Origin of the sequence: Vibrio sp. D431a (assembly GCF_030248655.1) — a bacterium.
GTDB lineage: Bacteria > Pseudomonadota > Gammaproteobacteria > Enterobacterales > Vibrionaceae > Vibrio > Vibrio alginolyticus.
On sequence record NZ_JAHGAP010000017.1, the window covers coordinates 74,008 to 99,585 of the forward strand.

General features: G+C 43.7%; 22 protein-coding genes and 1 tRNA gene. 10 read left to right on the forward strand and 13 right to left on the reverse strand.

Annotated features, from left to right (window positions below):
- Positions 1 to 48: 48 nt before the first annotated feature.
- Positions 49 to 2,016 carry a DNA topoisomerase III gene (locus tag KJB35_RS15670; protein ID WP_285358108.1) on the forward strand — a complete coding sequence of 656 codons (1,968 nt, stop codon included), beginning with the start codon at positions 49 to 51 and terminating at the stop codon, positions 2,014 to 2,016.
- A gap of 44 nt (positions 2,017 to 2,060) precedes the next feature.
- Here the strand turns inward: KJB35_RS15670 and KJB35_RS15675 are convergent, their stop codons facing one another.
- Both KJB35_RS15675 and KJB35_RS15680 read right to left on the reverse strand, forming a co-directional pair.
- Positions 2,061 to 2,267: a hypothetical protein gene (locus KJB35_RS15675; protein ID WP_005380717.1), complete on the reverse strand. Its 207-nt coding sequence runs from the start codon at positions 2,265 to 2,267 to the stop codon at positions 2,061 to 2,063.
- 183 nt (positions 2,268 to 2,450) lie between these two features.
- On the reverse strand, positions 2,451 to 3,140 hold the full coding sequence (locus tag KJB35_RS15680) for an SDR family oxidoreductase (RefSeq protein ID WP_005384911.1): 690 nt from the start codon (positions 3,138 to 3,140) through the stop codon (positions 2,451 to 2,453).
- 271 nt (positions 3,141 to 3,411) lie between these two features.
- Here KJB35_RS15680 and KJB35_RS15685 point away from each other — a divergent pair, with 271 nt between their 5' ends.
- Complete coding sequence (locus tag KJB35_RS15685) at positions 3,412 to 4,335, forward strand: histone deacetylase (protein WP_104975508.1); 924 nt, start codon at positions 3,412 to 3,414, stop codon at positions 4,333 to 4,335.
- A gap of 193 nt (positions 4,336 to 4,528) precedes the next feature.
- Here the strand turns inward: KJB35_RS15685 and KJB35_RS15690 are convergent.
- The 3 genes from KJB35_RS15690 to KJB35_RS15700 form a co-directional block, all read right to left on the reverse strand.
- Positions 4,529 to 4,619: transfer RNA gene (locus tag KJB35_RS15690), tRNA-Ser, on the reverse strand.
- 154 nt (positions 4,620 to 4,773) lie between these two features.
- Complete coding sequence (locus KJB35_RS15695) at positions 4,774 to 6,582, reverse strand: DUF3413 domain-containing protein (protein ID WP_005380721.1); 1,809 nt, start codon at positions 6,580 to 6,582, stop codon at positions 4,774 to 4,776.
- 22 nt (positions 6,583 to 6,604) lie between these two features.
- The gene (locus tag KJB35_RS15700; protein ID WP_005380722.1) at positions 6,605 to 6,832 is read right to left on the reverse strand and encodes a YejL family protein; all 228 of its coding nucleotides are present in this window, start codon (positions 6,830 to 6,832) and stop codon (positions 6,605 to 6,607) included.
- 85 nt (positions 6,833 to 6,917) lie between these two features.
- Here KJB35_RS15700 and yejK point away from each other — a divergent pair, with 85 nt between their 5' ends.
- The 3 genes from yejK (at position 6,918) to KJB35_RS15715 (ending at position 10,595) form a co-directional block, all read left to right on the forward strand.
- Positions 6,918 to 7,916, forward strand: a complete 999-nt coding sequence (yejK, locus tag KJB35_RS15705; RefSeq protein WP_005380723.1) for a nucleoid-associated protein YejK — start codon at positions 6,918 to 6,920, stop codon at positions 7,914 to 7,916.
- An 82-nt stretch (positions 7,917 to 7,998) separates the two neighbouring features.
- A complete protein-coding gene (locus KJB35_RS15710; protein ID WP_081007968.1) occupies positions 7,999 to 9,327 on the forward strand; it encodes an Hpt domain-containing protein in 1,329 nt (442 codons plus the stop codon).
- Positions 9,328 to 9,431: 104 nt separating this feature from the next.
- A complete protein-coding gene (locus tag KJB35_RS15715) occupies positions 9,432 to 10,595 on the forward strand; it encodes a chemotaxis protein (RefSeq protein WP_085569750.1) in 1,164 nt (387 codons plus the stop codon).
- A 90-nt stretch (positions 10,596 to 10,685) separates the two neighbouring features.
- Here KJB35_RS15715 and nhaC read toward each other — a convergent pair whose 3' ends face one another.
- Complete coding sequence (gene nhaC, locus KJB35_RS15720) at positions 10,686 to 12,119, reverse strand: Na+/H+ antiporter NhaC (protein WP_005380726.1); 1,434 nt, start codon at positions 12,117 to 12,119, stop codon at positions 10,686 to 10,688.
- Between the two features lie 432 nt (positions 12,120 to 12,551).
- Here nhaC and asd point away from each other — a divergent pair, with 432 nt between their 5' ends.
- Positions 12,552 to 13,667 carry an aspartate-semialdehyde dehydrogenase gene (gene asd / locus KJB35_RS15725; RefSeq protein ID WP_005380727.1) on the forward strand — a complete coding sequence of 372 codons (1,116 nt, stop codon included), beginning with the start codon at positions 12,552 to 12,554 and terminating at the stop codon, positions 13,665 to 13,667.
- A gap of 57 nt (positions 13,668 to 13,724) precedes the next feature.
- Here asd and KJB35_RS15730 read toward each other — a convergent pair whose 3' ends face one another.
- Positions 13,725 to 14,588 carry an ion transporter gene (locus tag KJB35_RS15730; protein WP_005380728.1) on the reverse strand — a complete coding sequence of 288 codons (864 nt, stop codon included), beginning with the start codon at positions 14,586 to 14,588 and terminating at the stop codon, positions 13,725 to 13,727.
- Positions 14,589 to 14,623: 35 nt separating this feature from the next.
- Positions 14,624 to 15,262: a YchE family NAAT transporter gene (locus KJB35_RS15735; protein ID WP_005380729.1), complete on the reverse strand. Its 639-nt coding sequence runs from the start codon at positions 15,260 to 15,262 to the stop codon at positions 14,624 to 14,626.
- 650 nt (positions 15,263 to 15,912) lie between these two features.
- Here KJB35_RS15735 and adhE point away from each other — a divergent pair.
- Complete coding sequence (adhE, locus tag KJB35_RS15740; protein WP_258494086.1) at positions 15,913 to 18,615, forward strand: bifunctional acetaldehyde-CoA/alcohol dehydrogenase; 2,703 nt, start codon at positions 15,913 to 15,915, stop codon at positions 18,613 to 18,615.
- Positions 18,616 to 18,758: 143 nt separating this feature from the next.
- Here the strand turns inward: adhE and KJB35_RS15745 are convergent, their stop codons facing one another.
- The 3 genes from KJB35_RS15745 to sodB all read right to left on the reverse strand — a co-directional run bounded on the left by KJB35_RS15745 (position 18,759) and on the right by sodB (position 20,879).
- Complete coding sequence (locus KJB35_RS15745; protein WP_005380732.1) at positions 18,759 to 19,502, reverse strand: SDR family oxidoreductase; 744 nt, start codon at positions 19,500 to 19,502, stop codon at positions 18,759 to 18,761.
- A 134-nt stretch (positions 19,503 to 19,636) separates the two neighbouring features.
- On the reverse strand, positions 19,637 to 20,140 hold the full coding sequence (locus KJB35_RS15750; RefSeq protein WP_033907342.1) for a VC2046/SO_2500 family protein: 504 nt from the start codon (positions 20,138 to 20,140) through the stop codon (positions 19,637 to 19,639).
- A 154-nt stretch (positions 20,141 to 20,294) separates the two neighbouring features.
- On the reverse strand, positions 20,295 to 20,879 hold the full coding sequence (gene sodB / locus KJB35_RS15755; protein ID WP_005396533.1) for a superoxide dismutase [Fe]: 585 nt from the start codon (positions 20,877 to 20,879) through the stop codon (positions 20,295 to 20,297).
- Between the two features lie 285 nt (positions 20,880 to 21,164).
- On the opposite strand from sodB, the gene KJB35_RS15760 reads away from it, so the two are divergent.
- Together KJB35_RS15760 and KJB35_RS15765 are read left to right on the forward strand one after the other, a co-directional pair.
- The gene (locus KJB35_RS15760; RefSeq protein WP_017635833.1) at positions 21,165 to 21,500 is read left to right on the forward strand and encodes a Grx4 family monothiol glutaredoxin; all 336 of its coding nucleotides are present in this window, start codon (positions 21,165 to 21,167) and stop codon (positions 21,498 to 21,500) included.
- 74 nt (positions 21,501 to 21,574) lie between these two features.
- A complete protein-coding gene (locus KJB35_RS15765) occupies positions 21,575 to 22,204 on the forward strand; it encodes a DsbA family protein (RefSeq protein WP_132936849.1) in 630 nt (209 codons plus the stop codon).
- A gap of 77 nt (positions 22,205 to 22,281) precedes the next feature.
- Here KJB35_RS15765 and KJB35_RS15770 read toward each other — a convergent pair whose 3' ends face one another.
- Together KJB35_RS15770 and rnt are read right to left on the reverse strand one after the other, a co-directional pair.
- Positions 22,282 to 23,607: a Na+/H+ antiporter family protein gene (locus tag KJB35_RS15770; RefSeq protein ID WP_017821192.1), complete on the reverse strand. Its 1,326-nt coding sequence runs from the start codon at positions 23,605 to 23,607 to the stop codon at positions 22,282 to 22,284.
- 28 nt (positions 23,608 to 23,635) lie between these two features.
- A complete protein-coding gene (gene rnt / locus KJB35_RS15775; RefSeq protein WP_005384888.1) occupies positions 23,636 to 24,280 on the reverse strand; it encodes a ribonuclease T in 645 nt (214 codons plus the stop codon).
- A 341-nt stretch (positions 24,281 to 24,621) separates the two neighbouring features.
- Between rnt and KJB35_RS15780 the strand changes: the two genes are divergently transcribed.
- Positions 24,622 to 25,503, forward strand: a complete 882-nt coding sequence (locus KJB35_RS15780; protein ID WP_005384887.1) for an OmpA family protein — start codon at positions 24,622 to 24,624, stop codon at positions 25,501 to 25,503.
- Positions 25,504 to 25,578 lie beyond the last annotated feature (75 nt).

Consider the following 25,578-nt stretch of genomic DNA (forward strand, 5'->3'; position numbering starts at 1 on the left):
GGCTACATTCGTTAATGTGGCCCTAATTATATTTATTTCCAAAACGTTATGTCTCGTCTGTTTATTGCTGAAAAACCAAGCTTAGGCCGTGCGATTGCCGCTGCACTGCCAAACCCTCAAAAGAAAGATCAAGGATTCATCCGCTGTGGGAACGGGGATATCGTTACTTGGTGTATCGGCCATTTGCTCGAACAAGTCGAACCTGACGCTTACGATGAGCGTTATAAAAAGTGGAATATGGCAGATTTACCAATTGTTCCGCAGCAATGGCAGCTCAGACCGAGGAAAAGCGCAAGTAAGCAATTAACAGTGATTCGTAAATTGCTCAAAGAAGCTAACGAAGTCATTCATGCAGGAGACCCAGATCGAGAGGGTCAGCTGTTAGTTGATGAAGTTCTGGACTATTACAAGTTATCTAAAACCAAGAAGGAATCCACACAGCGTTTGCTGATTTCCGACTTGAACTTACCTGCGGTTAAACGCGCACTCAGTTCTATGCGCAGTAATCGCGAGTTTATCTCACTTTCAGTTTCTGCATTGGCCCGCTCTCGGGCTGATTGGCTGTATGGTATGAACATGTCTCGTGCTTATACCTTGCTTGGTCAAAAAGCAGGGTATCAAGGTGTTCTCTCGGTAGGGCGAGTGCAAACGCCAGTTCTTGGCTTAGTGGTGCGTCGTGATGAAGAAATCGAAAACTTTGTCCCGAAGGACTATTTTACCCTACATGCTCTGATCCCATATCAAGATGCCAATGGTACTTTTGATATTCGTGCTCGTTGGAAGCCAAGTGAGGCATGCAAGCCTTGGCAGGACGAAGAAGGTCGAGTATTAAACCGTAAGTTGGTAGAAAATGTTGCAAACCGTATTGCAAATCAACCCGCAAAAGTGACAGAGTCGGAACAAAAGCAAACCAAGCAATCAGCACCATTACCTTATTCGTTATCTGCTTTACAGATCGATGCCGCGAAGCGCTATGGTATGAGTGCGCAACAAGTACTAGATACTTGTCAGGCATTGTATGAAAAGCACAAGCTGATCACTTACCCGCGTTCAGATTGTCGCTATTTGCCGATGGAACACTACTCACAAGCAGGGACGGTGACAACTGCTATTGCGAATAACGCAAAAGAGTTGCAAGTTGCCGTTCAGGGAGCAGACTTAACATTAAAGTCCAAAGCCTGGAACGATAAAAAAGTGGATGCACACCATGCGATTATCCCTACACCGAAGCAAGCTAATGTGAATGCGCTTTCCGGCAATGAGATGAAAGTGTATCAATTGATTGCGCGCCAGTACCTCATGCAGTTCTATCCGGCGGCGGTTTACGCAGAAGCGAAATTGGTTTTCGATATCGCTGGTGGTACGTTTGTCGCGAAAGGTCGTCAGTTAGTTTCGCCGGGTTGGAAAGCGCTAATGGGCAAAACTGACAAGGAAGATGAAGGTATTGATGCCGTGCCACCGCTACCCGAAGGCACCGTGTTAACTTGTCGTGAAGGGGAAATAAAAGACCGAAAAACCGAGCCACCAAAGCATTTTACCGAGGCATCGCTGTTGCAAGCGATGACCGGGATCGCCCGTTATGTTGCGGATAAAGAACTGAAAAAAATCCTTCGTGACACTGATGGGCTAGGCACGGAAGCGACTCGCGCTGGTATTTTGGACACGCTGTTCAAACGCCAACTGCTTACGCGTCAAGGTAAGTCAATTCTCAGTTCTCCTGCGGGAAGAGGTCTCATTCATGCCTTGCCAGAAGATTCAACATACCCTGATATGACGGCTCATTGGGAGCACCAGTTACAAGGTATGGCAGAGAGAAATCAAGCATATCAGCCGTTCATGCAAGCACTGGAACAACGCATTGATAGCTTGATGGCACAAGTAAAAGCAGGCCCTATCCCTGATTCATTACGTCATTTACCCAAGGTGGAACGTCCTGCGTTTAAACGTAAAAAGCGCAGTTATTCAAAGAATGGTGGCGCGACTAAATCTCGTGCAACCAAAGGTAAGCAGGCATAGGACAAGCGCGGTGTAATTAAACACCGCGCATGCTTGAAAATAGATTACTCGAACAGGTCACCGTGGTTTTGGATCGCGCCTCTTACTTCACCTTGAGTTAACACGCGTTTGTCCAGTACCTCTTTCACCTGGTTGCCCAAGTCAACTAATGTATCTCGATTCGCTTGAGTTTGGCGTTTACCAGCACTTCTCAAGCAGTAATTTAGTTCGTGCTCTTCGCTAAAATTAACCAAATCCCTATCTGCTGCCATCGAGCTTTCTCCTTATTTGTTCTACTTTTTCCTAAGTCTGGATTGGATGTAGATAAATTCAAGTTAGATTGCGCGAATTATGCTGGTGGATCACTGATGAACATTATGTTTGCCAACCAAGTCACGATTATGAAGCCTGGCTTTGATGGTATTTGGTTTAGTGATGGTTGTGTCTTAATGCTGCTACCAAGGTAACTCAGTACCATCGTAGTTAATAAATCGACCTGAAAGCTGCGGTGTGCTCAGTTCTATCACGTTCGCTAGGCCTTGCGCGGAGGTTTGCGTATCTATCAAAGCATTTGGCCCGCCCATCGCCGTTTTTACCCAACCAGGGTGAAGCGCCAAAACAGTAAACCCTTCAGGTGTTAAATCATTACTTAAGCTTTTAACAACCGAGTTAAGCGCCGCTTTCGATGAGCGATAAATATAGCCGCCGCCGGACGTATTTTCGGTCATACTGCCGACTTTTGATGAGATACAAGCAATCTTTTTCATCTTGCCTTGTTGTAAGCGAGGGTAACAGTACTCAACCAGTTTTAACGGAGCAATGGTGTTTACTTCGAAGACTTTACGCCATGCTTCTACGTCAGTATTTCCAAAGCCATATCCCTTGGGGCCGTAATATCCTGCGTTATTGATGAGTAAGTCGATGGCAGGGAGTTTATCGGCAAGCTTAGCGACTTGTTCGTAGTGCGTGACATCCAGTTCGTGCAAAACTAGATTGCTGAATTGTGAGGCTAGAGTTTGTAGTTCTGAACTGTTCTCTAAGGAACGGCTAGTAGCATGTACTTGGTGGCCTTGCTTCAGGTACAGCTCAGTTAAGCTAAGGCCAATGCCGCGATTTGCTCCGGTAATAAAGACGGTTTGACTCATACAAACACCTATGTTTTTTTGATTTCAGTTGAAAGTCATTGTGTTAGCTAAGCACAATAAAATCAACCAACCACCACGCACCAACAACGAGAGATGAAAATAGGGACAGAGCACAAAGAGAGCCAAACAGTGCGCCGAGAATAGCAAAGAAAGTAGAATTCATATGTATATTAAATTTAATTGATATTGAAAATCATTATCAATTAAATTGCGTTTTATTCAACCCTTTCAGTTGATACTATTTCGTTACCATTGTTATTAAGAATTTCTCATGCTGCCATTTATCTACCACCCGATTTATTCTCAACTTGAGTTGCCAGAGGGGCATCGTTACCCAATTATGAAATACCAGTACCTCTATGAATCGGTATTGGTGCATATAGAGAAAGATAACTGGAAAGAGCACACGCAGTTTTTCCAGCCCGAAGCATTAACTGTTGGGGAAGTAAAACGTGTTCATGACGAGGAATACGTCGAGTTACTTGTTAGTGGAAACATACCAGCTGCGAAGATGCGCCGAATAGGTTTTCCTTGGAGTGAGTCTCTCATTACCAGAACGCTAACGTCAGCAGCGGGCACGGCTCTGACCGCAAAAAAGGCACTTGAGTACGGTGTGGCCATTCATTTGAGTGGTGGGTATCACCACGCACACAAAGAGTTTGGCAGTGGTTTTTGTTTATTTAATGACTTAGTGATCGCGGCCAGGCAAGCGCTCGAAGTCGAGCATGTCGATAAAGTATTGATCATTGATAGTGATGTTCACCATGGGGATGGAACAGCAACTTTATGTGACGATGAGCCAGATATCATCACGCTTTCTTTCCACTGTGATAAAAACTTCCCAGCGAGGAAGCCTCAGTCTGATCTCGATGTGCCTTTGGTGCGAGGAACAGGTGATGAGGACTTTTTAATGGCGTTTAAAGAAGTGGTCGATATGGCACTTAATCTTCATCGCCCTGATTTAGTTATCTACGATGCTGGTGTCGATATACATCAAGACGATGAGCTTGGATATTTTGATGTGTCGACTCAAGGGATTTTAGAACGTGATAGATTTTTAATGCAAACAGTGAAATCTCGAGGTATCCCTGTCGCAGCTGTCGTTGGAGGTGGATATCGAACGAATCATGCTGACCTCGTCCCAATCCATTTGCAGCTTATCAATGCCGCTAAAGAAGTCTTTATTGATGAGTAGATACAACTAGATGTAAATATCAAATTGATTCAACACTGGAACGAACGAAAAGGGCATTAATTTTTTGTGGGTTCTTTCGGAGTGTGGCGGAGTGCTTAGTTGCGTTCAAGAAGTGATAAGTGATTTGTACAAATCTTTTAAGTCTGGAGATGCGAAAAAGCCCGCCAATTTCTTAGCGGGCTTTTTCTAAAAGTGGCGGAGAGATAGGGATTTGAACCCTAGATACGCTATTAACGTATGCCGGTTTTCAAGACCGGTGCTTTCAACCACTCAGCCATCTCTCCATTGTTGAGGCGCATAATATAAGGCTTTGAAAATGTTGTAAACCCCTAGTTGAACTGATTGGATGTTTACTGCGCAAATTTGTGGTTTGTGTTGTTTAAATAAACAAAAACTCCCCAAAAAGGGGAGTTTGAATAGTATATGGATTGCTAGGTATTAATCGTTTTTAGAATAAAAACGCTGTAACTCAGTTAAACCTTGCATCAAAACTGGCAACTTCGGTGCATCATCTCTAAGTCGTTTGTAGTTTTTGTCATACAGCTTGTAGTTGCCAAACTTATCGATCACTGTGGTTTGCGAGCTAGTAATTAAGGCAAGCTCGCGAGTATCGCCCGCCAAGATCCAGCGACGACGACTTTCATCGAATAGGTTGCGACCACTACTGTAATCATATGGGTTGGAAGATACGCCGAGCATATCTTGCAACAGTGTAACTGAGAGGTCCAAGTGACTTGTGCTGTGATTAAATTCGCCAGCCAGCATTCCAGGCCAATGGATCACCATCGGAACTTGTAATTGATAACGGCTGTAGTTGCTGTTTGCTCCCCAGCTGTTCGTATTGGTTTCGTTAAATTCACTACCGTGATTAGAAGTGATGATTACGATGGTGTTTGTCAGTTGTCCCGTCGTTTCTAGTTCATCAATAATACCGGCGATAGTTCTATCCGCCGACTTCACTGCATATTCATAAGCTTTTTTGAATCGCTCACTTGCGGGCATTTCTTCGTCATTATTTGAAGGAATCGATTCAAAATTATCAACGGTGGTGACTTCGATGTAACTAAACCATGGCTGACTTGCTTTCTCTGCTAACCATGTATTCCAGTTTGCGATAGATTGTTTATCGGTATGAGCTTGCGTGCCATCTAGGTCTTCCGCTAAGTTCAAGTCGCGGAAAATAATTTCTGAGTAGAGATCATCTTCAAACCCACTGCCACTGAATAAACCAAAGTTGTAGCCCTGATCTTTCAGTACATCGAGCAATACTGGGGAAGCACCTTGCGCCTTGATGCTTGATGCATAACTGGTCGGTAAGCCATAGAACAAACCAAAGGCCCCGTATGTATCATTACTTGAGCTGTAATGATTACGGAAGTTCTGATTGTTTTCAGCAAACTCATAGAGGTTAGGCATCTCTTCTTGGTTCAGCGCATCCGCTCGTAAATTGTTTATGCTGATCATCAACACATTGAGCTTATTAACTCGGCGGTTAAACTCAAGCTTTTCAAGAGGGTAGTTGACTAACTCTACGTTGCCTTCGTTTTCTGCTAAACGTTTTAGGTATTCCTCACGGTCAAGTAGACCATGTTTTTCCATAAAACTCTTCGCTGTCATCGGGTAAGACAACGGGAAGTTTGAACGCTGGCTAGTAATTGGGTTGTAAAAATACGCATCTGCCCAAATGTAAACCAAATGGCTGGTCATAAAGCTGAGGAAAAAGACGGCCGCGAGAGGGCGTCCTACGTGCTTATGAGATAGTTTGCGCTGTTTTCGCCATACCCATTCGGATAGTGCGAGTTGAATAAGGAAGATCAGCGGCATCACAACAAATAAATGTTGTAGGTCAGTGCTGAGCGCACTTTTGTCTTCGCTGAATAGTAACTCCCAGACAACGGGAGTTAAGTGCAAATTGATCGACTGATACGCTTGGGTATCAATTAATAATATGGTTTGCCCAACGGTTGCGAAAATCACTGCCACCAAACGGAACAACTTCCGCGATGGCAGGATAAACGTCAACGGGAATAGAACAAGCAAGTAAAGTGCGAAAACTAGAAAGCCAAAGTGACCAACCCAAGAAACCGCCAGATAAAACTGACCAAGTAACGTCTCGGGCCAAGGAGACTGAACAATGTAGCGTGTGCCTATCAACATCGATGCAACGATATTGAAGAATGCAAACCAGTGACCCCAACCAACTAGTCGAGATACACGTTCGCCGTATGAGTTTCCGCTGTCTACCATGTATGTGTTCTATTGTCCGTGATTAGTGTGTTTTTGGTGTTTCTAAAGAAGACATCAGCGCCTGAGCAAATTTTTCAGCAATCGCTTTGCGTTGTGAAGCAGCAACACGTTGATTTAAGACATTGGTTGCGATATTTCCGGCAATCATTAGCGTCAACTCAGGAGAAGCAGCGTGTTTTTCAAGAACTGTTGCTACTTCAGCAAGAATTTTTTCTACTTGCTCGTCAGTATATTTAGATGTAATCGGCATAAAGACTCTAATAATGATAGTAAAAGCGGCTTATGATAACCTACAATGCCCATCAACTAAAACCTTGTAGCAAGATAAAATCACTATGAGTCTTCATCTTTCAAACGTTATTCTGCATCAACTGTGCAAAAACGATCAGGACGAGCTGGTTGTAAACTTTCGTCCAGCATCATTAGAGAACGATGCATCTACAGAAAACTTAGTCGCTGAGCTTCACCGAGTATTCCATTCTAAAGCTGGTAAAGGTTTTGGCGCTTTCCAGTCAGACAGCGAATTTCAATTTTGGCTTCAAGAAATGCGCAAAGGAGAGCGAGATTTTTACGACTTCTCACAAATTAGTGCAAATCGCTTGAAAGAAGAGTTGATTAAGTACCCATTTGCGGATGAAGGTATCTTGGTTTTCGCTGAGTATCAGAGTTTAGCAACGGACTACTTGTTCATCGGTATCCTACCAATGAATCAAAGTTTAAAAGTGACCGAAGGTTTGGACATCAGTGCGACAGATTACTTAGATATCACCAAAATGGATATTGCCGCACGCATCGACCTGTCGAGCTACGAGACCGACAAGGAATCCAATCGTTATCTGCAATACATTAAAGGACGCGTTGGCCGTAAAGTGGCGGACTTCTTCCTAGATTTTCTGCAAGCGGATATTGGCTTAGATACTAAACAACAAAACTTAGTGTTGATGCAGGCGGTGGATGATTTTTGTGCTGACTCGAAGCTAGAAAAGCAAGAAGTGAACGAGTACAAGAAACAAGTTTACGACTACTGCAATGAGCAAATTAAATCCGGTGATGAAGTTCAAATCTCAGAACTTTCCGGAGAGCTTCCTCAAAGCCAAGATGGCACGAGCTTTATGGATTTCACCAAAGAGCAAGGGTACGAACTTGAAGAGTCTTTCCCAGGTGATCGTGCGACGGTTCGCAAACTGACTAAATTTGTTGGAGCTGGTGGTGGTTTGAATATTAGCTTCGATAGTCTCTTACTTGGCGAGCGTATTTTTTATGATCCAGAGACGGATACCTTAACGATTAAAGGGACGCCTCCAAATCTAAAAGATCAGTTAAGTCGCAATTAAAATCATATCGTTAAATAAAGAGAGCAAACGGCTCTCTTTTTTTATGTGAATAAGAAACATCCATAGTATATGCTTGTAATTAATGGAGATATGCGAGGGGCAAGTGTTGCTGAAGCTAAAAGAAGGAATACGGCGGTTTGTTTGGTTCTGGTTCGTTTTGTGGTGTGTTTTAGCACTTGGCATTTGGCTGCAAGCCAAACAAACGATTCAAACGATTTCGACTGTAAATGAGTTAGGAAGTAAAGTTGAAGAAGTCAGGCACTTTTTTAACTTCGATCTGCCTTACCGTGTTAAACACGTCGACCAAATTTCACTGAAACTTCAGTTGGCTTATGCAGTTCGCTTACAGCTTGAAAGTGAGTTTTCTGAAGGGAAAATCACACCAGACATCACTCAATTACTTTATACGACCGACCGATTTTTAGAAAGTGCTCGAGCTTTTGTAAGAAGTGACAGTGAATTGGTTTCGTTAGCAGAACAGTTACGAAGCAGCCGTGCTCGAACAGAAAACTCTGAGCAAATTCAGGCAATGTACTATCGCTTAGGTGCGCTTGTTTTTGAGTCTGTCTTTAGTGACTCTGCAACGAATAGCGATACTTACCGTGACTTAGACCGACTTTTTATTGAATCAGAGACGCTCTCTCCCGAAGAGCGAAGTGCTCTTCAGCGCCAGCTTGCTCAAACCTCAAGCGCACTATCTGCTCAGGCACAGGGTAGTTATTTATCCAATCAACTGCTTAATCCAGATTTCCCGAACCAGTTAACTTCGATAAATGATCAGTTGGAACAGAAGCTAATGACTTTTATTGTTTGGTTGTCTGTAATCAGTGGTTTGCTCCTTTTCCTCATTTCATGGGGAGCCTTCTCCCCAAAAACGATTCAACCGATACCACTACCCAGAACCGATGATAAAAAGTCAGAGCAAGTTGGCGATGATGAAAATGGAGCTAACGCTGTTCCCTCAGCTCAGTCAGAAAATTTTCAAAACGTCCAAATGAACGAAGAAAGTTGTAATGAGGTGAATTCATCACAAGTGGAAGTAGTGGAACGTGAGCCGTACATAGATATCAATAAAATGTTAGATTCTCTGTCTGGTGACGAGGGCGCTGTGCGGATGTTACTGGAGGTCTTTATTCAGGATCACTCTGGCGATGGCACTAAAATGTATCAGCTGTTAGAAGAGGATAAAGAGCAAGCGCAAAGAGCCGCACACAGTCTTAAAGGGGTCTCAGGGAGTTTAGGTGCAATGCCATTGCACTGTATTTCGGGTGATATTGAACTGTTGATTAAACAAGGGCAAAAAGTGCCGGAAGAGAAGTTGGCATGTTTAGATGATGTCCTAAAACAAACCATACTTTTTGCTAATAATGTTCTCAATAGTGAAAAGATAACAGAAGCGCTAACAGATTGATATTGCTCTGACTTAATGTCATAAGAGTTGAGGTAATAAAGGCTCGAACTATATGACTTAGTTCGCTTTATTCCTGTTCTATACAATTTGTTAAAGGTGTTTTCATGTCCGTTCGCCGAATGTCTTCAATGATGTTGATAGGGCTGGTTATGATGCTTTCAGGGTGCTCCCTGCTCGAAGTCAAGATCGAGAGTCAAACCGTCCCTCTTACCAAACAAGAGCTCAATATGCGTCTTTTGACTCGTGAGTATGCGCAGCAGTTTTTTGCTCAGGTTGAGCAAGCAGCAGATGCACTACACGAACAATATGATCCTCATGATAAAGTTCATCAATCTTATATTTTACTTTGGAAGATAAATGCTGAAGAAGGCATCCAAGCTTCTGCGTATCAAGTGTCCCCAATGGCTGCACTGATTGATACATGGACTTTCACGCTGCAAATGGAACAGTTCTTTACTACCGCTTCTGGTAATGAGCTCTTTGCGTCTGATGAGGCCAAGTTAGTTTCCGTTTATTTAGCGAAAGAGGTAGATAAACTGGCTCAATCTTTATTGAAGAAAGAAGCATACATCAAGACACAAACGTTTGTTGCAGAGTTCGCCAAGCAGCATCCATTCGCTGATTTAAGCATGATTAGGACTCCGGCTTACCGTAGGTGGTTAGATGCAAACCAAATTAGCGAAGAGGAAGCCGTTACAACGCTAGGCACGATGCCAGAAGCACTTGGGGATGTCTCTGATCGTCTAAGTCTGGTATCAGAACAGACACCAAAAATTATGACGTGGAAAGCGCAGTTGTTGGCCTTGAATAGCTCTGCCAGTATCGAAAAAGTCAATGCGGCGCTCAATAGTTTGCAAGTTACCGCTGATTCGATGAGGGATTTTATCGATAACAACCCAGAGTACATGCGTTATTTGGCAGAACAAATGGCGCTGGAGTTACAACCTTTGGTTGACGATATCGATCAAAGGACGGAGGCGCGTTTATCTCAGTTGGGTGAAGAACGCCAAGCTATAGAGCTGATGGTTGCCAGAGAGCGCCAAGAAATCGCACAGATCATTACCCATGAGCGCGAGAAGTTTGCTCAAGATATGGATCGAGTGTCGCAAGAGGTTGTGAATCTCGCAATGACTAAGCTGATTGAACTTGTCAAAAGTACCATCATCTACTTTATTCTGTTCATTGCCGTTATATTCTTTGCACCGCTTGGCTTGGGCTATTGGTTTGGGAAGCGTGCAGCCGTGAAAACGCCAGTCAAACAAAGCTAACGATTTGTTTTGGAAATAAAAAAAGAGCGCTTTAAAGCGCTCTTTTTTAGTATTGAATTCGAAAGGGAGGTTCTTCCTATCTCTGCGAAATTAAGCGGTTTGCTGCTTTAATTCGCCTTCAGCTTCTTCAACTGCTTCTGCTGTTGGTTCGCACTTATCAACAAACCAACCCATGTAAGAAGTGAAGATCGTTACGATGATACATACAAAACTCAGCCACATGAACGGGGCATAAGACAGTGTAGCAACACCCAAAATACTGGCCATGTAGATACCGTTGTCACTCCAAGGGACCATACCTGAGGTTAGCGTGCCGCCAAATTCTGCGTTACGAGACAAATTCTTACGTTTGTAGCCTAGACGGTCGTAGTTCTTCGCACAGATTTTTGGGGTCAGAATAAGTGAAACGTACATCGCTGAACCAAATACGTTGCCCATAAAGGCCGTACCAATTGTGCTTGTTGCCAATGAACCTGCACTTTGAACGCGTTTTTCAAACAGCTTCGCGATAGTCTCTAGCACGCCTACTTTATCTAGTAGACCACCAAAACCAAGGCCAAATACGATAACCGCTACCGACCCAAGCATTGAAGACATGCCGCCACGGTTAAGGATTGAGTCAATGAAATCTACGCCAGATGAGATTGCAAACGGAGCCCAAGCCGTGTTGAACGCGGTTAGGAAATCGACATCTTGGATCATCACTGCCCAAATAATACCTAGCAGAGAACCAAAACTGATCACTGGGAATGAAGGCATACGCATCGCTAGAAGTGACAATACGATGATCACAGGAACAAATGAGTAAGGGGTGATGTAGAACTGCTGTTCCATCGCTTTGATGACAGAGTCTACCTGGCTCATGTCAACTTGACCTGCGTAGTGGAAGCCAAATGCAGTAAACATAATGCCTGTAATAATGTAGCTAATGAGTGCTATCGGCAACATGCCTTTAATATGTTCCATCACTTCAACGTTAGACATAGATGAAGCAAGGATTACTGAATCCGATAGAGGCGACATTTTGTCACCAAAGTAACAGCCTGAAAGTACGGCACCTGCAGTGATTGGCGCAGGAACACCAAGACCTTGACCGATACCCATCATTGCAATACCTGCCGTGCCAGCCGCACCCCAAGATGTGCCGGTCGCTAGCGCAGTCAATGAACAGATGATCATGGTCGCGAGCAAAAAGATGGAAGGGTGGATTGCTTTAAGGCCGTAGTAAATAATGGTTGGAACAATACCACCAGAGATCCAAGTACCTACAAGCGCGCCAACGGCCAAAAGGATTAAAACGGCTCCAAGTCCATTGGAAATGCCATTTAGTGCTGCTTTTTCCAGATCTTTATACTGATGGCCAAGCTTTATGCCCAATATCATGACAATGAACCAACCGATGTATAGCGCTAGCTGAATCGGTAGGTCTAGCTTGGCTGTGAACGAAAATGCCAGCAGGAGAAATAAACCGAGCGAGATAAATACCTGTATCAAGCTTGGTAGGCGTGGTGTAACTTGCTTCATATGTGCCTCTGTCAATCTTGGAGCAATAGAGGAAGGCGCTCCTTGTTGTAATCGCGCATAACATACATTAACAAAAATTATATTTCGAACATTTGGTGTTTTATCTTGATGTTCGTCGGTAAAAACGTTTGCTTGTGAAATTAACTGTTAGTTTGTTTTAACTTTTTTGGTTTTAAATGTTGTGTAATGTGAAATTATTGTGCTTCATGTGTTATTTTCTCATTGAGTGGTAAGACCAATTAGGGGGCTAAAGTGCTTTCCCTACTTGAAAAATGGTTAAAACCGCAAACCAAACACTAAAAGATCTCGTGTAACCCGGTTTTTCAGAGGAAAAGGTTAAAAAACGCGCTTATTTACAAAATAGGGGTTGAGATTTTGCTGTGAAAAATTAACTATGGGGTAGGTTTTTTTAATACATGGAGAGTTAATACGATGAGAGTTGGTTTAGTTGGTTGGCGCGGTATGGTTGGTTCAGTCCTTATGCAGCGTATGGTTGAAGAGAAAGACTTCGACCTAATCGAACCAGTATTCTACAGTACTTCTCAAGTTGGTATTCCTGCTCCTAACTTAGGAAAAGACGCAGGCTTACTGCAAGACGCGTATGATATTGAAAGCTTAAAACAGCTTGATGCGGTAATCACCTGTCAAGGTGGTAGCTATACAGAAAAAGTTTTCCCTGCACTTCGTCAGGCTGGTTGGAAAGGCTACTGGATTGACGCGGCCTCTACGCTACGTATGGCTGAAGATTCGATCATCACACTTGATCCAGTGAACTTAAAGCAAATCCAACAAGGCATCCACGGTGGCACGAACACATTTGTCGGTGGTAACTGTACGGTTAGTTTAATGCTAATGGGGCTAGGTGGTCTATTTGAGAAAGGCCTTGTTGAGTGGACAAGCGCAATGACTTACCAAGCCGCATCTGGTGCTGGTGCGCAAAATATGCGTGAATTGATCTCGCAAATGGGCGTTATCAATGACTCTGTTAGCTCTGAACTTGCAAACCCATCAAGCTCTATCCTAGATATCGATAAGAAAGTCGCGGATACAATGCGCAGCGGCTCTTTCCCTACCGATAAGTTCGGTGTGCCACTAGCTGGTTCGTTGATCCCATGGATCGATGTGAAGCGCGATAATGGTCAGAGTAAAGAAGAGTGGAAAGCGGGCGCTGAGGCGAATAAAATTTTGGGTTCTCAAAGTTCACCTGTTCCAATTGACGGTACTTGTGTGCGTATTGGCGCGATGCGTTGTCACTCTCAAGCACTTACTATCAAGCTTAAACAAAATGTACCAATGGACGAAATCGAAGAAATCATCGCCACTCATAACGATTGGGTGAAAGTGATTCCTAACGACCGTGACATCACTGCTCAAGAGCTAACACCGGCAAAAGTTACGGGCACAATGTCTGTACCAGTGGGTCGTTTACGTAAGATGGCAATGGGTGATGATTTCCTAAATGCTTTCACTGTTGGTGACCAACTGCTTTGGGGTGCTGCGGAGCCATTGCGTCGTACTCTGCGAATTATTCTGTCTGAGAAAGCATAATCACATCAATCCTTTATTTGATGACAAAATAAAAGAGCTCCTTAGGGAGCTCTTTTTTCATGCGTCGTCTTCCGTTCGAACGACTCTTTTGTCTGGATCGGCCAGTTCACTACCACAATGTTTACAGTAAATTGCGTCAGAGTCGTGCCCTGCGTGGGAGCAGTTTGGGCATTTCACCAATACTTTGTGCGATTGCATCTCTTGGTGCAGTTCGGCAGTGAAAATACCTGTAGGTACCGCCAAAATGGAATAACCCAGTAACATGGTGAGTGATGCAAGCCCTTTACCTAGGTCTGTTTGAGGGACCAAGTCACCATACCCAACCGTTGTGATGGTCACGATCGCCCAATAAATACTCTTAGGAATGCTAGTAAATCCGTTTTCAGGTCCTTCAATGATAAAAATCAACGAGCCGAAAATCGTTACCATAATGGCGACGGAACTAAAGAAGATAAAAATCTTTCTGCGCGCCATAAGCAGTGAACGTAAGAGGATATTGGACTCTTGGAGGTATCGGACTAACTTGAGTATGCGGAATATTCGCATCACTCGCAGCGCCCTGATCACACCCATAAACGAAGCGGATGGGAAGAAGAGTGCTAAATAAGTGGGCAAAATCGCAAGTAAATCGACGACACCATAAAAACTCTTTGCGTAGGCGGCAGGTTTAGGAGAGCAATAAAGCCTTAGAAGGTATTCAATCGTGAATAGGCCAGTAAATGTGTATTCAATAAACTTCAGCTCTTTTTCCCACTCGGCCCGAACGGAGGGTATCGAATCTAACACCAGTACGATTAACGAGCTGATGATCGCGATAATGAGAGCAATATCGAACGTTTTACCAGCTTTGGTATGAGTACCAAAAATGGTGACATATAGAGTATGTTTAAGAGAGTCAGTCGTCATGACAAAGCGATCCATTGTTGAATCGCTCTATCATACAATTTTATAGAAACTCAGGCTAATCCTGGAAATAAGTTGCGTAAGCCATTCGCAATGAACTCTATGCCAAGCGCGCCCAATATCAAACCCATGATACGAGTAATGACGTTGATTCCAGTTTGACCTAAAAATCGTACGATCAATGGGGCAGAGCGGAACAATAGCCATGAACAAAGGCAGAACAAACCAATCGTAATACTAATGCCCACGGTATCGAACATGCTTGGGTAGCGTGCACCATAAACAATAGTCGAACTGATTGCACCAGGCCCTGCCATTAAAGGCATTGCAAGAGGGACCACACCAATCTGTTCACGACTGACGTATTCCGTTTTCTCTTGTTTGTTCTGCTTATCTTCCCCCAGTTTACCGCTCATCATCGAGAATGCGATGCTAAGTAATAGCAACCCGCCAGCCACACGAAACGAATCCAGAGAAATACTGAACATGTCTAACAGTAACTGACCAGCAAAAAGCGAAATGATCAGGATGATCGCAACAGCCACATTTGCTGTTGTTGCCGTATTGCGCTTTTCGTCGGGTGTCATATGCCCGGTTAGTGACACAAACACAGGCATGATACCAACAGGGTTTACTGCGGCGACCAAACCGAGAAAAAACTGCAAGAAGATAGCAAGTTCAAAAGTTTGCATGTTGCTTACTCATCAAAGCTCACATTAGTGAAAAGGAGAAGGGGTAATTTGGGCGTAATGTAAGGCAAAAGTTAGGTTGTAAGAAATGAAAAAAACTAACGCATTACCTGCCATTTAAGTGAGAAAAACTAATTCTTTAATAAACTGTATCTAATCTGGAAAGGAAATGTTACCTATAAAGTTGCTGATAAATTGCACTGTTTTACATAAACGTTAACATTCGCACATTTTTGATAAAAACCAAGGTGGTTTGTAGAGAGATGTATTCGGTTCGATATACTCTCAGTAGCACAAAGAATTGGGCCTACATGTAATTTTGTTGGTCAAAAATGAAACTTTTTTACAGGTTGTTGTAGTTTCTTTTATTTATTTGTCCATTTGCTTCTTTTTTACTCAATAAAAAATGAAAGTTAATTTATTTGTTTATCAGTGATTTATGTCATTTTGGTGTGATGAGGCACCACTTTGGTAGTATTTAGGTGGTGAGAACTGATCCAAGTCAATTTTTTTCACACTCTGAAATATTATACTCAGTCCTGAAAGCAATTTACTAAGACGTTTGTTTTCTAAGTGACTGATAAACAGTAAAAACGATAAGTAATAGCCTTAGTAAAAAGTTTTTAATATTTGTTAATTTTAGGAGATTCCCTATGCCTGTAACTAATATGGCTGAACTAGATGCAATGGTTGCTCGCGTTAAGAAAGCGCAAGAAGAGTTCGCTACTTACTCTCAAGAGCAAGTAGATAAAATCTTTCGTGCAGCATCGCTTGCAGCTAACCAGGCCCGTATCCCGCTAGCTCAACAAGCGGTAGAAGAATCTGGTATGGGTATTGTTGAAGATAAAGTAATCAAGAACCACTTCGCTTCTGAGTTTATCTACAACAAATACAAAGACGAACAAACGTGTGGCATCTTAGAAGAGGATGACAACCTAGGTACTATGACTATCGCTGAGCCTGTAGGCATCATCTGCGGTATCGTACCAACGACTAACCCAACTTCTACAGCGATCTTCAAATCTCTAATCTCTTTGAAGACTCGTAACGGTATCATCTTCTCACCACACCCACGTGCGAAAAACTCAACTAACGATGCAGCTAAACTCGTTCTAGATGCAGCAGTAGCAGCAGGCGCACCAAAAGACATCATCGGTTGGATCGACCAGCCTTCTGTTGAGCTTTCAAACGCTCTAATGAAACACGATGACATCGCGCTTATCCTTGCAACTGGTGGTCCTGGCATGGTTAAAGCCGCTTACTCTTCTGGTAAGCCAGCAATCGGTGTAGGTGCAGGTAACGTTCCGGTTGTTATCGATGAAACTGCTGACATCAAACGTGCAGTGGCTTCTATCCTTATGTCTAAGACTTTCGACAACGGCGTAGTATGTGCTTCTGAGCAGGCTGCAATTGTAGTTGACGAAGTTTACGACGAAGTAAAAGAGCGTTTTGCTTCTCACAAAGCTTACGTACTAAGCAAAGCAGAAGCAGAAAAAGTTCGTAAAGTTCTTCTTATCGATGGCGCGCTAAACGCGAAAATCGTAGGTCAGCCAGCACATGCAATCGCTGAAATGGCGGGTGTTAAGGTTCCTGCAGATACTAAAGTACTTGTTGGTGAAGGTCTGGGTAAAGTTTCTTACGATGACGCATTTGCTCACGAGAAACTATCTCCAACACTAGGTCTATTCCGTGCTGACAACTTCGAAGACGCGGTTGCTCAAGCGGTAACTATGGTTGAGATCGGTGGTATCGGCCACACATCTGGTCTTTACACTAACCAAGATACTAACGCTGACCGTATCCGTTACTTCGGTGACAAGATGAAGACAGCTCGTATCCTAATCAACATCCCGACTACTCACGGTGGTATCGGTGACTTGTACAACTTCAACGTTGCGCCATCTCTAACGCTAGGTTGTGGTTCTTGGGGTGGTAACTCTATCTCTGAGAACGTAGGTCCTAAACACCTAATCAACAAGAAAACTGTAGCGAAGCGAGCTGAAAACATGTTGTGGCATAAACTACCTAAGTCAATCTACTTCCGTCGTGGTAGCCTTCCAATCGCGCTGGGCGACCTAGAAGGTAAGAAACGTGCATTCCTAGTAACTGACCGTTTCCTATTCAACAACGGTTATGCAGATGATGTAGTAAGCCTACTTAAAGCTCAAGGCATGGAAGTTCAAACATTCTTCGATGTTGAAGCTGACCCAACACTATCTGTAGTAGAAAAAGGTGCAGCTCAAATGGCTAGCTACCAACCTGACGTTATCCTAGCGCTAGGCGGTGGTTCACCAATGGATGCTGCGAAAATCATGTGGGTAATGTACGAGCACCCAGAAACTCACTTTGAAGAACTCGCAATGCGCTTTATGGACATCCGTAAACGTATCTACAAGTTCCCTAAAATGGGTAAAAAAGCTGAGCTTGTATGTATCACTACAACTTCAGGTACTGGTTCAGAAGTTACTCCATTCGCGGTTGTTACTGACGACAAGACTGGTGCTAAATACCCACTAGCTGACTACGAAATCACGCCAAACATGGCAATCGTTGATGCGAACCTAGTAATGAACATGCCTAAGTCTCTAACAGCATTTGGTGGTTACGATGCAGTAACTCACGCTCTAGAAGCTTACGTTTCTGTTCTTGCTAACGAATACTCAGATGGCCAAGCTCTTCAAGCACTTAAGATGCTAAAAGAGTACCTACCATCAAGCTATGCGAACGGTGCAAATGACCCAATCGCTCGTGAGAAAGTACACAACGCAGCTACTATCGCTGGTGTTGCATTTGCGAACGCATTCCTAGGTGTTTGTCACTCAATGGCTCACAAACTGGGTGCTGAGTTCCACTTGCCACACGGCCTAGCTAACGCACTACTTATCTCTAACGTGGTACGTTACAACGCGAACGACAATCCAACTAAACAAACTGCGTTCTCTCAATACGACCGTCCACAAGCACGTCGTCGTTACGCTGAAGTTGCTGACCACCTAGGCCTAAGCCAAGAAGGTGACCGCACTGCTCAGAAGATTGAACGTCTACTAGCATGGTTGGATGAGCTAAAAGTTAACCTAGACATCCCAATGTCTATCCAAGCGGCTGGTGTTGCTGAGTCTGATTTCATTGCGAAACTGGATGAGCTAGCAGTAGAAGCGTTCGATGACCAATGTACTGGTGCGAACCCACGTTACCCTCTAATCAGCGAACTTAAAGATGTGTTGATGGCTTCTTACTACGGTAAAGCATTTGTTGAAGGCGAAACTTTCGAAGGTACAACTGTTATCAAGAAGAAAGCAGACCAAGAAGCAGCAAAAGCAGCACCTAAAGCAAAGAAAGAAAAAGCTGACGCGTAATTAAAAAATCGAGTGAGCAAGGTTTTCGCTAGCACGGAACCTTAATCGGGAAAAGGTTAAAGCCCCAGTCAAATGACTGGGGCTTTTTTTATTTTGGTGCAGGAGTTACATCTGGCTCGGGAAAACAGAGTTGCTGTGTATGCTTACACTTCGGTCGCAACTACTCGGCCACTGAAGTATTCATTCGCGACGATGTATGCTGTGTTGCGGACTAGTTCGTCTTGGATCTCAGCCCAGTGCCTCTCGTTGAGCTCTTCTTTTGTATGATTTACCGAGGGAATAACGCCGCCCACTCGAATGTTGAATGGTGTGAGTTCTTTTGCCCAGCTGTGAGTAAAACCGGACACCAACGCCGCCATGCTTTCAACTCCCGTAAAGTCTTCATGGTTGTCATGAGAAATGACATTAACAATGACGCCTTTCTTGTTTCTGGCTCGAAAGCGCTCTGCTCCTACTTGGCCGTAGGTATAAAGGAAGCGTGCCGCAGACGACAAGTGATCAATGTAAGTACTCATTGGTTCTGGCGCCATTAAGCCAGGCATAGGGGAGCTGGTCCAGCAATTAACAATCACATCTGGTGTCGCACGTAGCTGTGATTCTATCTGGTCAAACAATAAGTTAATGGACGTTGTGTTATCACTACACACATTCATCGCATACACTTTGTCAGTGAAAGCGCTGATTTGCTCATAGCTCGCTCTCAAAGCGCTAGAATTTTGGTCACAAAGAATCAACGTTGCTCCAAGGTGAGCAAAGTGATTTGCACAGGTTCTTCCTATAACCGAACCTGCAGACGTGACGAGAATAATTGATTCTTTGATATCCATAGCACCTTCACTGTATCCATATGTGAAAAACAATACACCAGTGGTTTGTGCTAATAGCATGGTTGAAATTCGTTGGGTTCAGTGTGAAAGGCTTCAAACTAACGCTTTCGAGTGAGGACTATTGTGCGGTAATTTGTAAGATGTCACATTTCTGACGTGTAGGTATTGCAAGCTATTGGATAAAAAGCGGATCTCTATGCTTTAGCTTGAATTTGATGCTGACGTTGAGCCGTCACTAGCTGATTATATAGCCCAGCATCTGGGATCAGTTGTTTGTTGCGTTCGCCCAATCTGCGTCGCTCATGACCAGATAGGTTGTGATAAACCTCCTCTGGTAGGTTGAATGTGTCTTCAGGCAGGTAAGTCAGCGCATCTGGTTTTAGGTAATGGCTCAGCTTTGCGGAAGGCAATCCTGCATCGTGAAACTGTTTCGCTTGTTCAGCTGCGAGTTCATAGCTGCTGCTATCAGAGCGAAGAGCTTGAGGTTGCGATAAACCCAATTGTTGGCGAAGAATACTGTCACTGGTGATGACTTCCTGGACCTCTTCAACTGGGACCACATCGCGAACATCATTAGAGAACATAGACAGAATCAGCGAGAAATCCGCACGACGACCTTCGTGTACGGCATGGTTAATACCATTACCGAACTGAAGTTCGTTGATAATTGCAGCTTTGTCTAACGTATGAATTTGCATGATGTTCCTCGCTCGATGCTCTTTTAACGGCGTGGATAAGAAGAACTTTAGTAAAAGAGGGAATTATTTAAAGGTGCTAGGGAAGGCGAAACAAAAAAGCCCGCTAAATAGCGAGCTTTTGAATAAGACTAAATTGAACTTAGGGGGAAGTATATTACTTCGCTAGGTTCTCAGCTACGAAGTCCCAGTTTACTAGAGCCCAGAAGCCGTTCATGTAATCAGGACGTACGTTGCGGTAATCGATGTAGTACGCGTGTTCCCATAGGTCAACAGTTAGAAGTGGTGTTGTACCTTCTTCTGTTAGAGGAGTAGCAGCGTTAGAAGTGTTAACGATCTCTAGAGAGCCATCAGCTTTCTTAACAAGCCAAGTCCATGAAGAACCGAAGTTGTTGATTGCTGAATCAGTAAACTTCGCTTTGAATTCTTCAAAAGAACCGAATGCTGCGTTGATTGCGTCTGCAACTGCGCCAGTTGGCTCGCCGCCCGCATTTGGAGCAAGACAGTGCCAGTAGAACGTGTGGTTCCAGATTTGCGCTGCGTTGTTGAATACGCCACCAGTAGAAGTCTTGATGATCTCTTCTAGAGTTTTGCCTTCGAACTCAGTACCAGGGATAAGACCGTTAAGCTTAACAACGTAAGTGTTGTGGTGCTTACCGTGGTGGTAGTCTAGAGTCTCTGCTGAGATGTGTGGTTCTAGTGCGTCTTTCGCGTAAGGAAGAGCTGGTAGTTCAAATGCCATTACTCGATTCTCCATTGATTTGAAAGGATGACCTTTCGATTGCTTCCAGTGTTTTTTTATAGCTATGTCGCCTTTAAGGCTGACTTGCTAAGTATTTTAGCAAGTTTTTACTTTATTAAAACCCCGATATGAAAATATTTTAAGAGGTTAGCAGTGGTGAAGTGCTGCATTGCTCGCCAATGAGCAATCTAAAATTAAGCCTTATTAATTATATGGTTTTTATTCTGTCGTTATTGAGTAGAATGTGGCAAATAAATAAAGTTCAAACCCATGAATGAGGAAGCGATGGAAACTATCGACAAAATCAAACAGCAGATCTCTGAAAACTCAATCCTGCTGTACATGAAAGGATCACCGAAACTACCTAGCTGTGGTTTCTCTTCTCAAGCGTCACAGGCACTAATGGCATGTGGTGAGAAGTTCGCTTACGTAGACATTCTGCAAAACCCAGATATCCGTGCTGAGTTACCAAAGTACGCGCAATGGCCAACTTTCCCTCAACTATGGGTTGAAGGTGAGCTTATCGGCGGTTGTGACATTATTCTAGAAATGTTCCAAAAAGGTGAACTGCAGCCTCTAATCAAAGAAGCAGCAGCGCGCGCTGAAGATCAAGCTGAGTAATTCGTAAATACTCACATTTAGCGATAGAATACGAAGGAGCCGTACTGGCTCCTTTTTCTTTTTAGGTTAGTGGAATGAACATAAAGCTTTACTACGTGCATGACCCAATGTGCAGTTGGTGTTGGGGTTACAAACCAACGCTGGATAAACTAAAACAGCAACTGCCAGGTGTGATTCAGTTTGAGTATGTGGTTGGTGGTCTTGCGCCAGATACTAATTTACCGATGCCGCCCGAGATGCAACAAAAACTCGAAGGTATTTGGAAGCAGATTGAGCGCCAGTTAGGCACTAAGTTTAACTACGATTTCTGGAAGCTTTGTACGCCAGTTAGAAGCACTTACCAATCTTGTCGTGCGGTTATTGCAGCGGGCTTTCAAGATTCTTATGAGCAGATGCTAGAAGCGATTCAGCATGCGTATTACTTACGTGCGATGCCTCCTCATGAAGAAGCCACTCACTTGCAACTAGCGAGAGAAATTGGCTTGAACGTTCAGCAATTCAAGAATGACATGGATGGCTCTTTCTTAGAAGGTGTATTCGAAGATCAATTGAGCCTTGCAAAGAGCCTAGGAGTGAGCTCTTACCCTAGCTTGGTTCTTAAAATTAACGACGCTTATTTTCCGATTGCCATCGATTACCTGTCGACAGAACCAACCTTGAAGCTGATTCGTGAGCGTATTATTGACAATATGCCAGCGCAATAACCACAGTTATGAATAACAAAAAGCCGCTCATTGAGCGGCTTTTTCGTAACTAATGTATATCCATCCAAACAATAGTATTAAAGCACCATTGCTGCAATCCAACCAAAGATGATTAGAGGGATATTGTAATGGATAAAGGTTGGAACGACTGTTTCCCAAATGTGCTCATGTTGACCGTCGGCATTTAGACCAGATGTAGGGCCTAATGTAGAGTCAGAAGCTGGAGAGCCTGCATCACCTAACGCAGCTGCAGTACCTACCAGTGCAATCGTTGCCATCGGCGAGAAACCGAATGCTAGCGCAAGAGGCACATAGATAGTTGCAAGGATTGGAATCGTAGAGAACGATGAACCAATGCCCATTGTTACTAATAGACCAACGATCAGCATCAGTAGTGCAGCTAGAGGCTTATTGTCACCGATGCTGGTTGATAGCGATTGTACTAGTGTTTCAACACCGCCAGTTTGCTTCATTACTGCTGCAAAACCTGCCGCTGCGATCATGATGAAGCCAATCATTGCCATCATGTGTACACCTTTAGTGAACACGTCGTGCGTCTCTTTCCATGCAATAACGCCGCCGAAAGTGAACACCATAAAGCCAGCTAGAGCACCGATAATCATTGAACCCGTGTAAAGCTGAACACCCAATGCAGCGACAATACCAAGTGCCGCAACCAAGATGTGCTTTTTATTGATGACATGATCGGTTTCGTCAACGACAGTCAACTCAGTTTCTTTGTAGACACGCGGTTTACGATAGCTAACAAAGATAGCCAGTAATAGACCAAACAGCATACCTGCACCAGGCAGTAACATGGCGGTTGGGACTTGGCTTGCAACCACATTCTCCAAACCGTTGTCATGTAGGTTCTTTAACAGAATGTTGTTTAAGAAAATACCGCCGAAACCAACAGGCAAGATCATGTAAGGTGTGATCAAACCGAAGGTAAGAACACACGCGACCAAACGTCGATCGAGCTTAAGTTTCGCAAATACGCCCAAAAGAGGTGGAATCAAAATTGGAATAAAGGCGATATGGACCGGAATTACGTTCTGAGACGACATCGTAACAAGCACTAATGCCACCAACACGGCGTACTTTAAGCCAGTAGTGGAGGCGGAGTTTTCTTTGCCATTTAAGCGCTTGATAACACTTTTGGCCAGTAGATCCGTGATGCCTGATTTCGAGATGGCAACAGCGAAAGTACCTAACATGGCGTAGCTTAGCGCGATAGTTGCACCGCCACCTAGACCACTTTCAAATGCGGCAACCGTATCCCCAAGGCTCATGCCTGCGACTAGGCCGCCTACGATGGCACTAAACGTGAGGGCAACCACCACGTTTACGCGCATCAATGCTAACACGAGCATGACGCACACTGATATAACGACAGGATTCATACTTTTCCTAATATGTTGTGTTTACTTATTATTCTTCGTCGACAAGCGGCCAACCGCCGAGGGCCTTCCATTTGTTGACAATACCGCAGAATAATTCTGCTGTTTTTTGTGTATCGTAAAGCGCAGAGTGTGCTTCACGGTTATCAAATTCCATCCCGGCTGTTTTGCAAGCTTTAGCGAGAACTGTTTGGCCATAAGCAAGGCCACTTAATGTAGCCGTATCAAAAGTAGCAAAGGGATGAAAAGGGACTCTTTTTAGTTTACAGCGTTCATTTGCTGCATTTACAAAACCCAAGTCGAATGCTGCGTTATGAGCAACCATAATTGCACGTGAGCAATCTGCGGCTTTTTGTTCTTTGCGAATAAGCTTATAAATTTCCTTTAGCGCCTCTTGCTCAGAAACAGCACCACGAAGAGGGCTGAAAGGGTCACGAATACCATTGAATTCAAGCGCTTCTTTTTCTAAGTTAGCGCCTTCAAATGGTTCCACATGAAAATGAATGGTGGAGGCCGGATGCAACACGCCATGTTCGTCCATTTTCAACGTAACGGCACAGATTTCTAAAAGTGCATCAGTTTGAGCATTGAAACCAGCGGTCTCAACGTCTACTACCACAGGGAAATAACCACGAAAGCGTTTTTTCAAGGTTAGAGCTTCATTTTCTAGTGTCATGTTGGCTTATTTTTGTGTGACGAAGGCTGCATTATTGCAGATTATACCGATGAGAAAAACCGCAATTTAAGAGAAAACCGGAATTCTATTTTGCATCCAATCAATAAGTTTGTATTGCATATTATGTAGACGTTTATTCGCCATACTTTGCATCATGTAAACCGATAAAACATGAGGAAGTAAAACGCTAAGTGGCGGTTAAGGTGATTGGAACACGGTGGCTCACATTAATGGCAGTGTGACATATAACCCTATATTGGCGAGATTTTTGCATGCCGGTTGAAGTGGTTTTATTGATGCAAATTGACGGCAACAGACTGCCGTTTAAGAGACAGTATTAGATGAAGAAATGGCTGATTACCAGTGGTGTTGTATTTTCGTTGTTTAGCACAAGCAGCTTCGCTTTGATGGGCAAACGTTATGCTGCAACTCCACAGCAATCTCAATGGGAAATGGTGGTCAATACACCATTAGAATGTCAGCTTGTACACCCCATTCCAAGCTTTGGAGATGCGGTATTTTCATCTCGTGCGAACAAAAAAATCAATTTAGACTTTGAGTTAAAAATGCGTCGCCCGATGGGAGAAACACGTAACGTCAGTCTCATTTCTATGCCGCCACCTTGGCGACCAGGTGAACACGCCGATCGAATTACAAACCTAAAGTTTTTTAAACAGTTTGATGGTTATGTCGGAGGGCAAACAGCATGGGGCATTTTGTCTGAGCTGGAAAAAGGCCGTTATCCGACTTTTAGTTACCAAGATTGGCAGAGCCGAGATCAGAGAATTGAAGTCGCATTGTCATCAGTACTATTTCAAAACAAGTACAACGCGTTTAGCGACTGTATTTCCAACTTATTGAAATACAGTTTTGAGGACATTGCTTTTACGATTTTGCACTACGAAAGACAAGGTGATCAGTTAACCAAGGCCTCTAAAAAGCGTTTATCACAAATTGCAGATTATATCCGACATAATCAAGATATCGATCTCGTGCTGGTGGCGACTTACACAGATTCAACCGATGGTAAAAGTGCGAGTCAAAGTTTATCAGAGCGACGTGCAGAGTCACTTCGTGACTATTTTCAGTCTCTAGGGCTACCGGAAGATCGAATTCAAGTGCAAGGGTACGGCAAGCGTCGTCCTATTGCAGATAACGGTTCGCCAATAGGAAAAGACAAAAACCGCCGAGTCGTGATATCTCTAGGGCGAACCCAAGTGTGATGCATATAAAAACGCCGAAGCTGAAAGCTTCGGCATTTTTGATTTACTGACGTTGTTAATAATATTTTAGTGGTA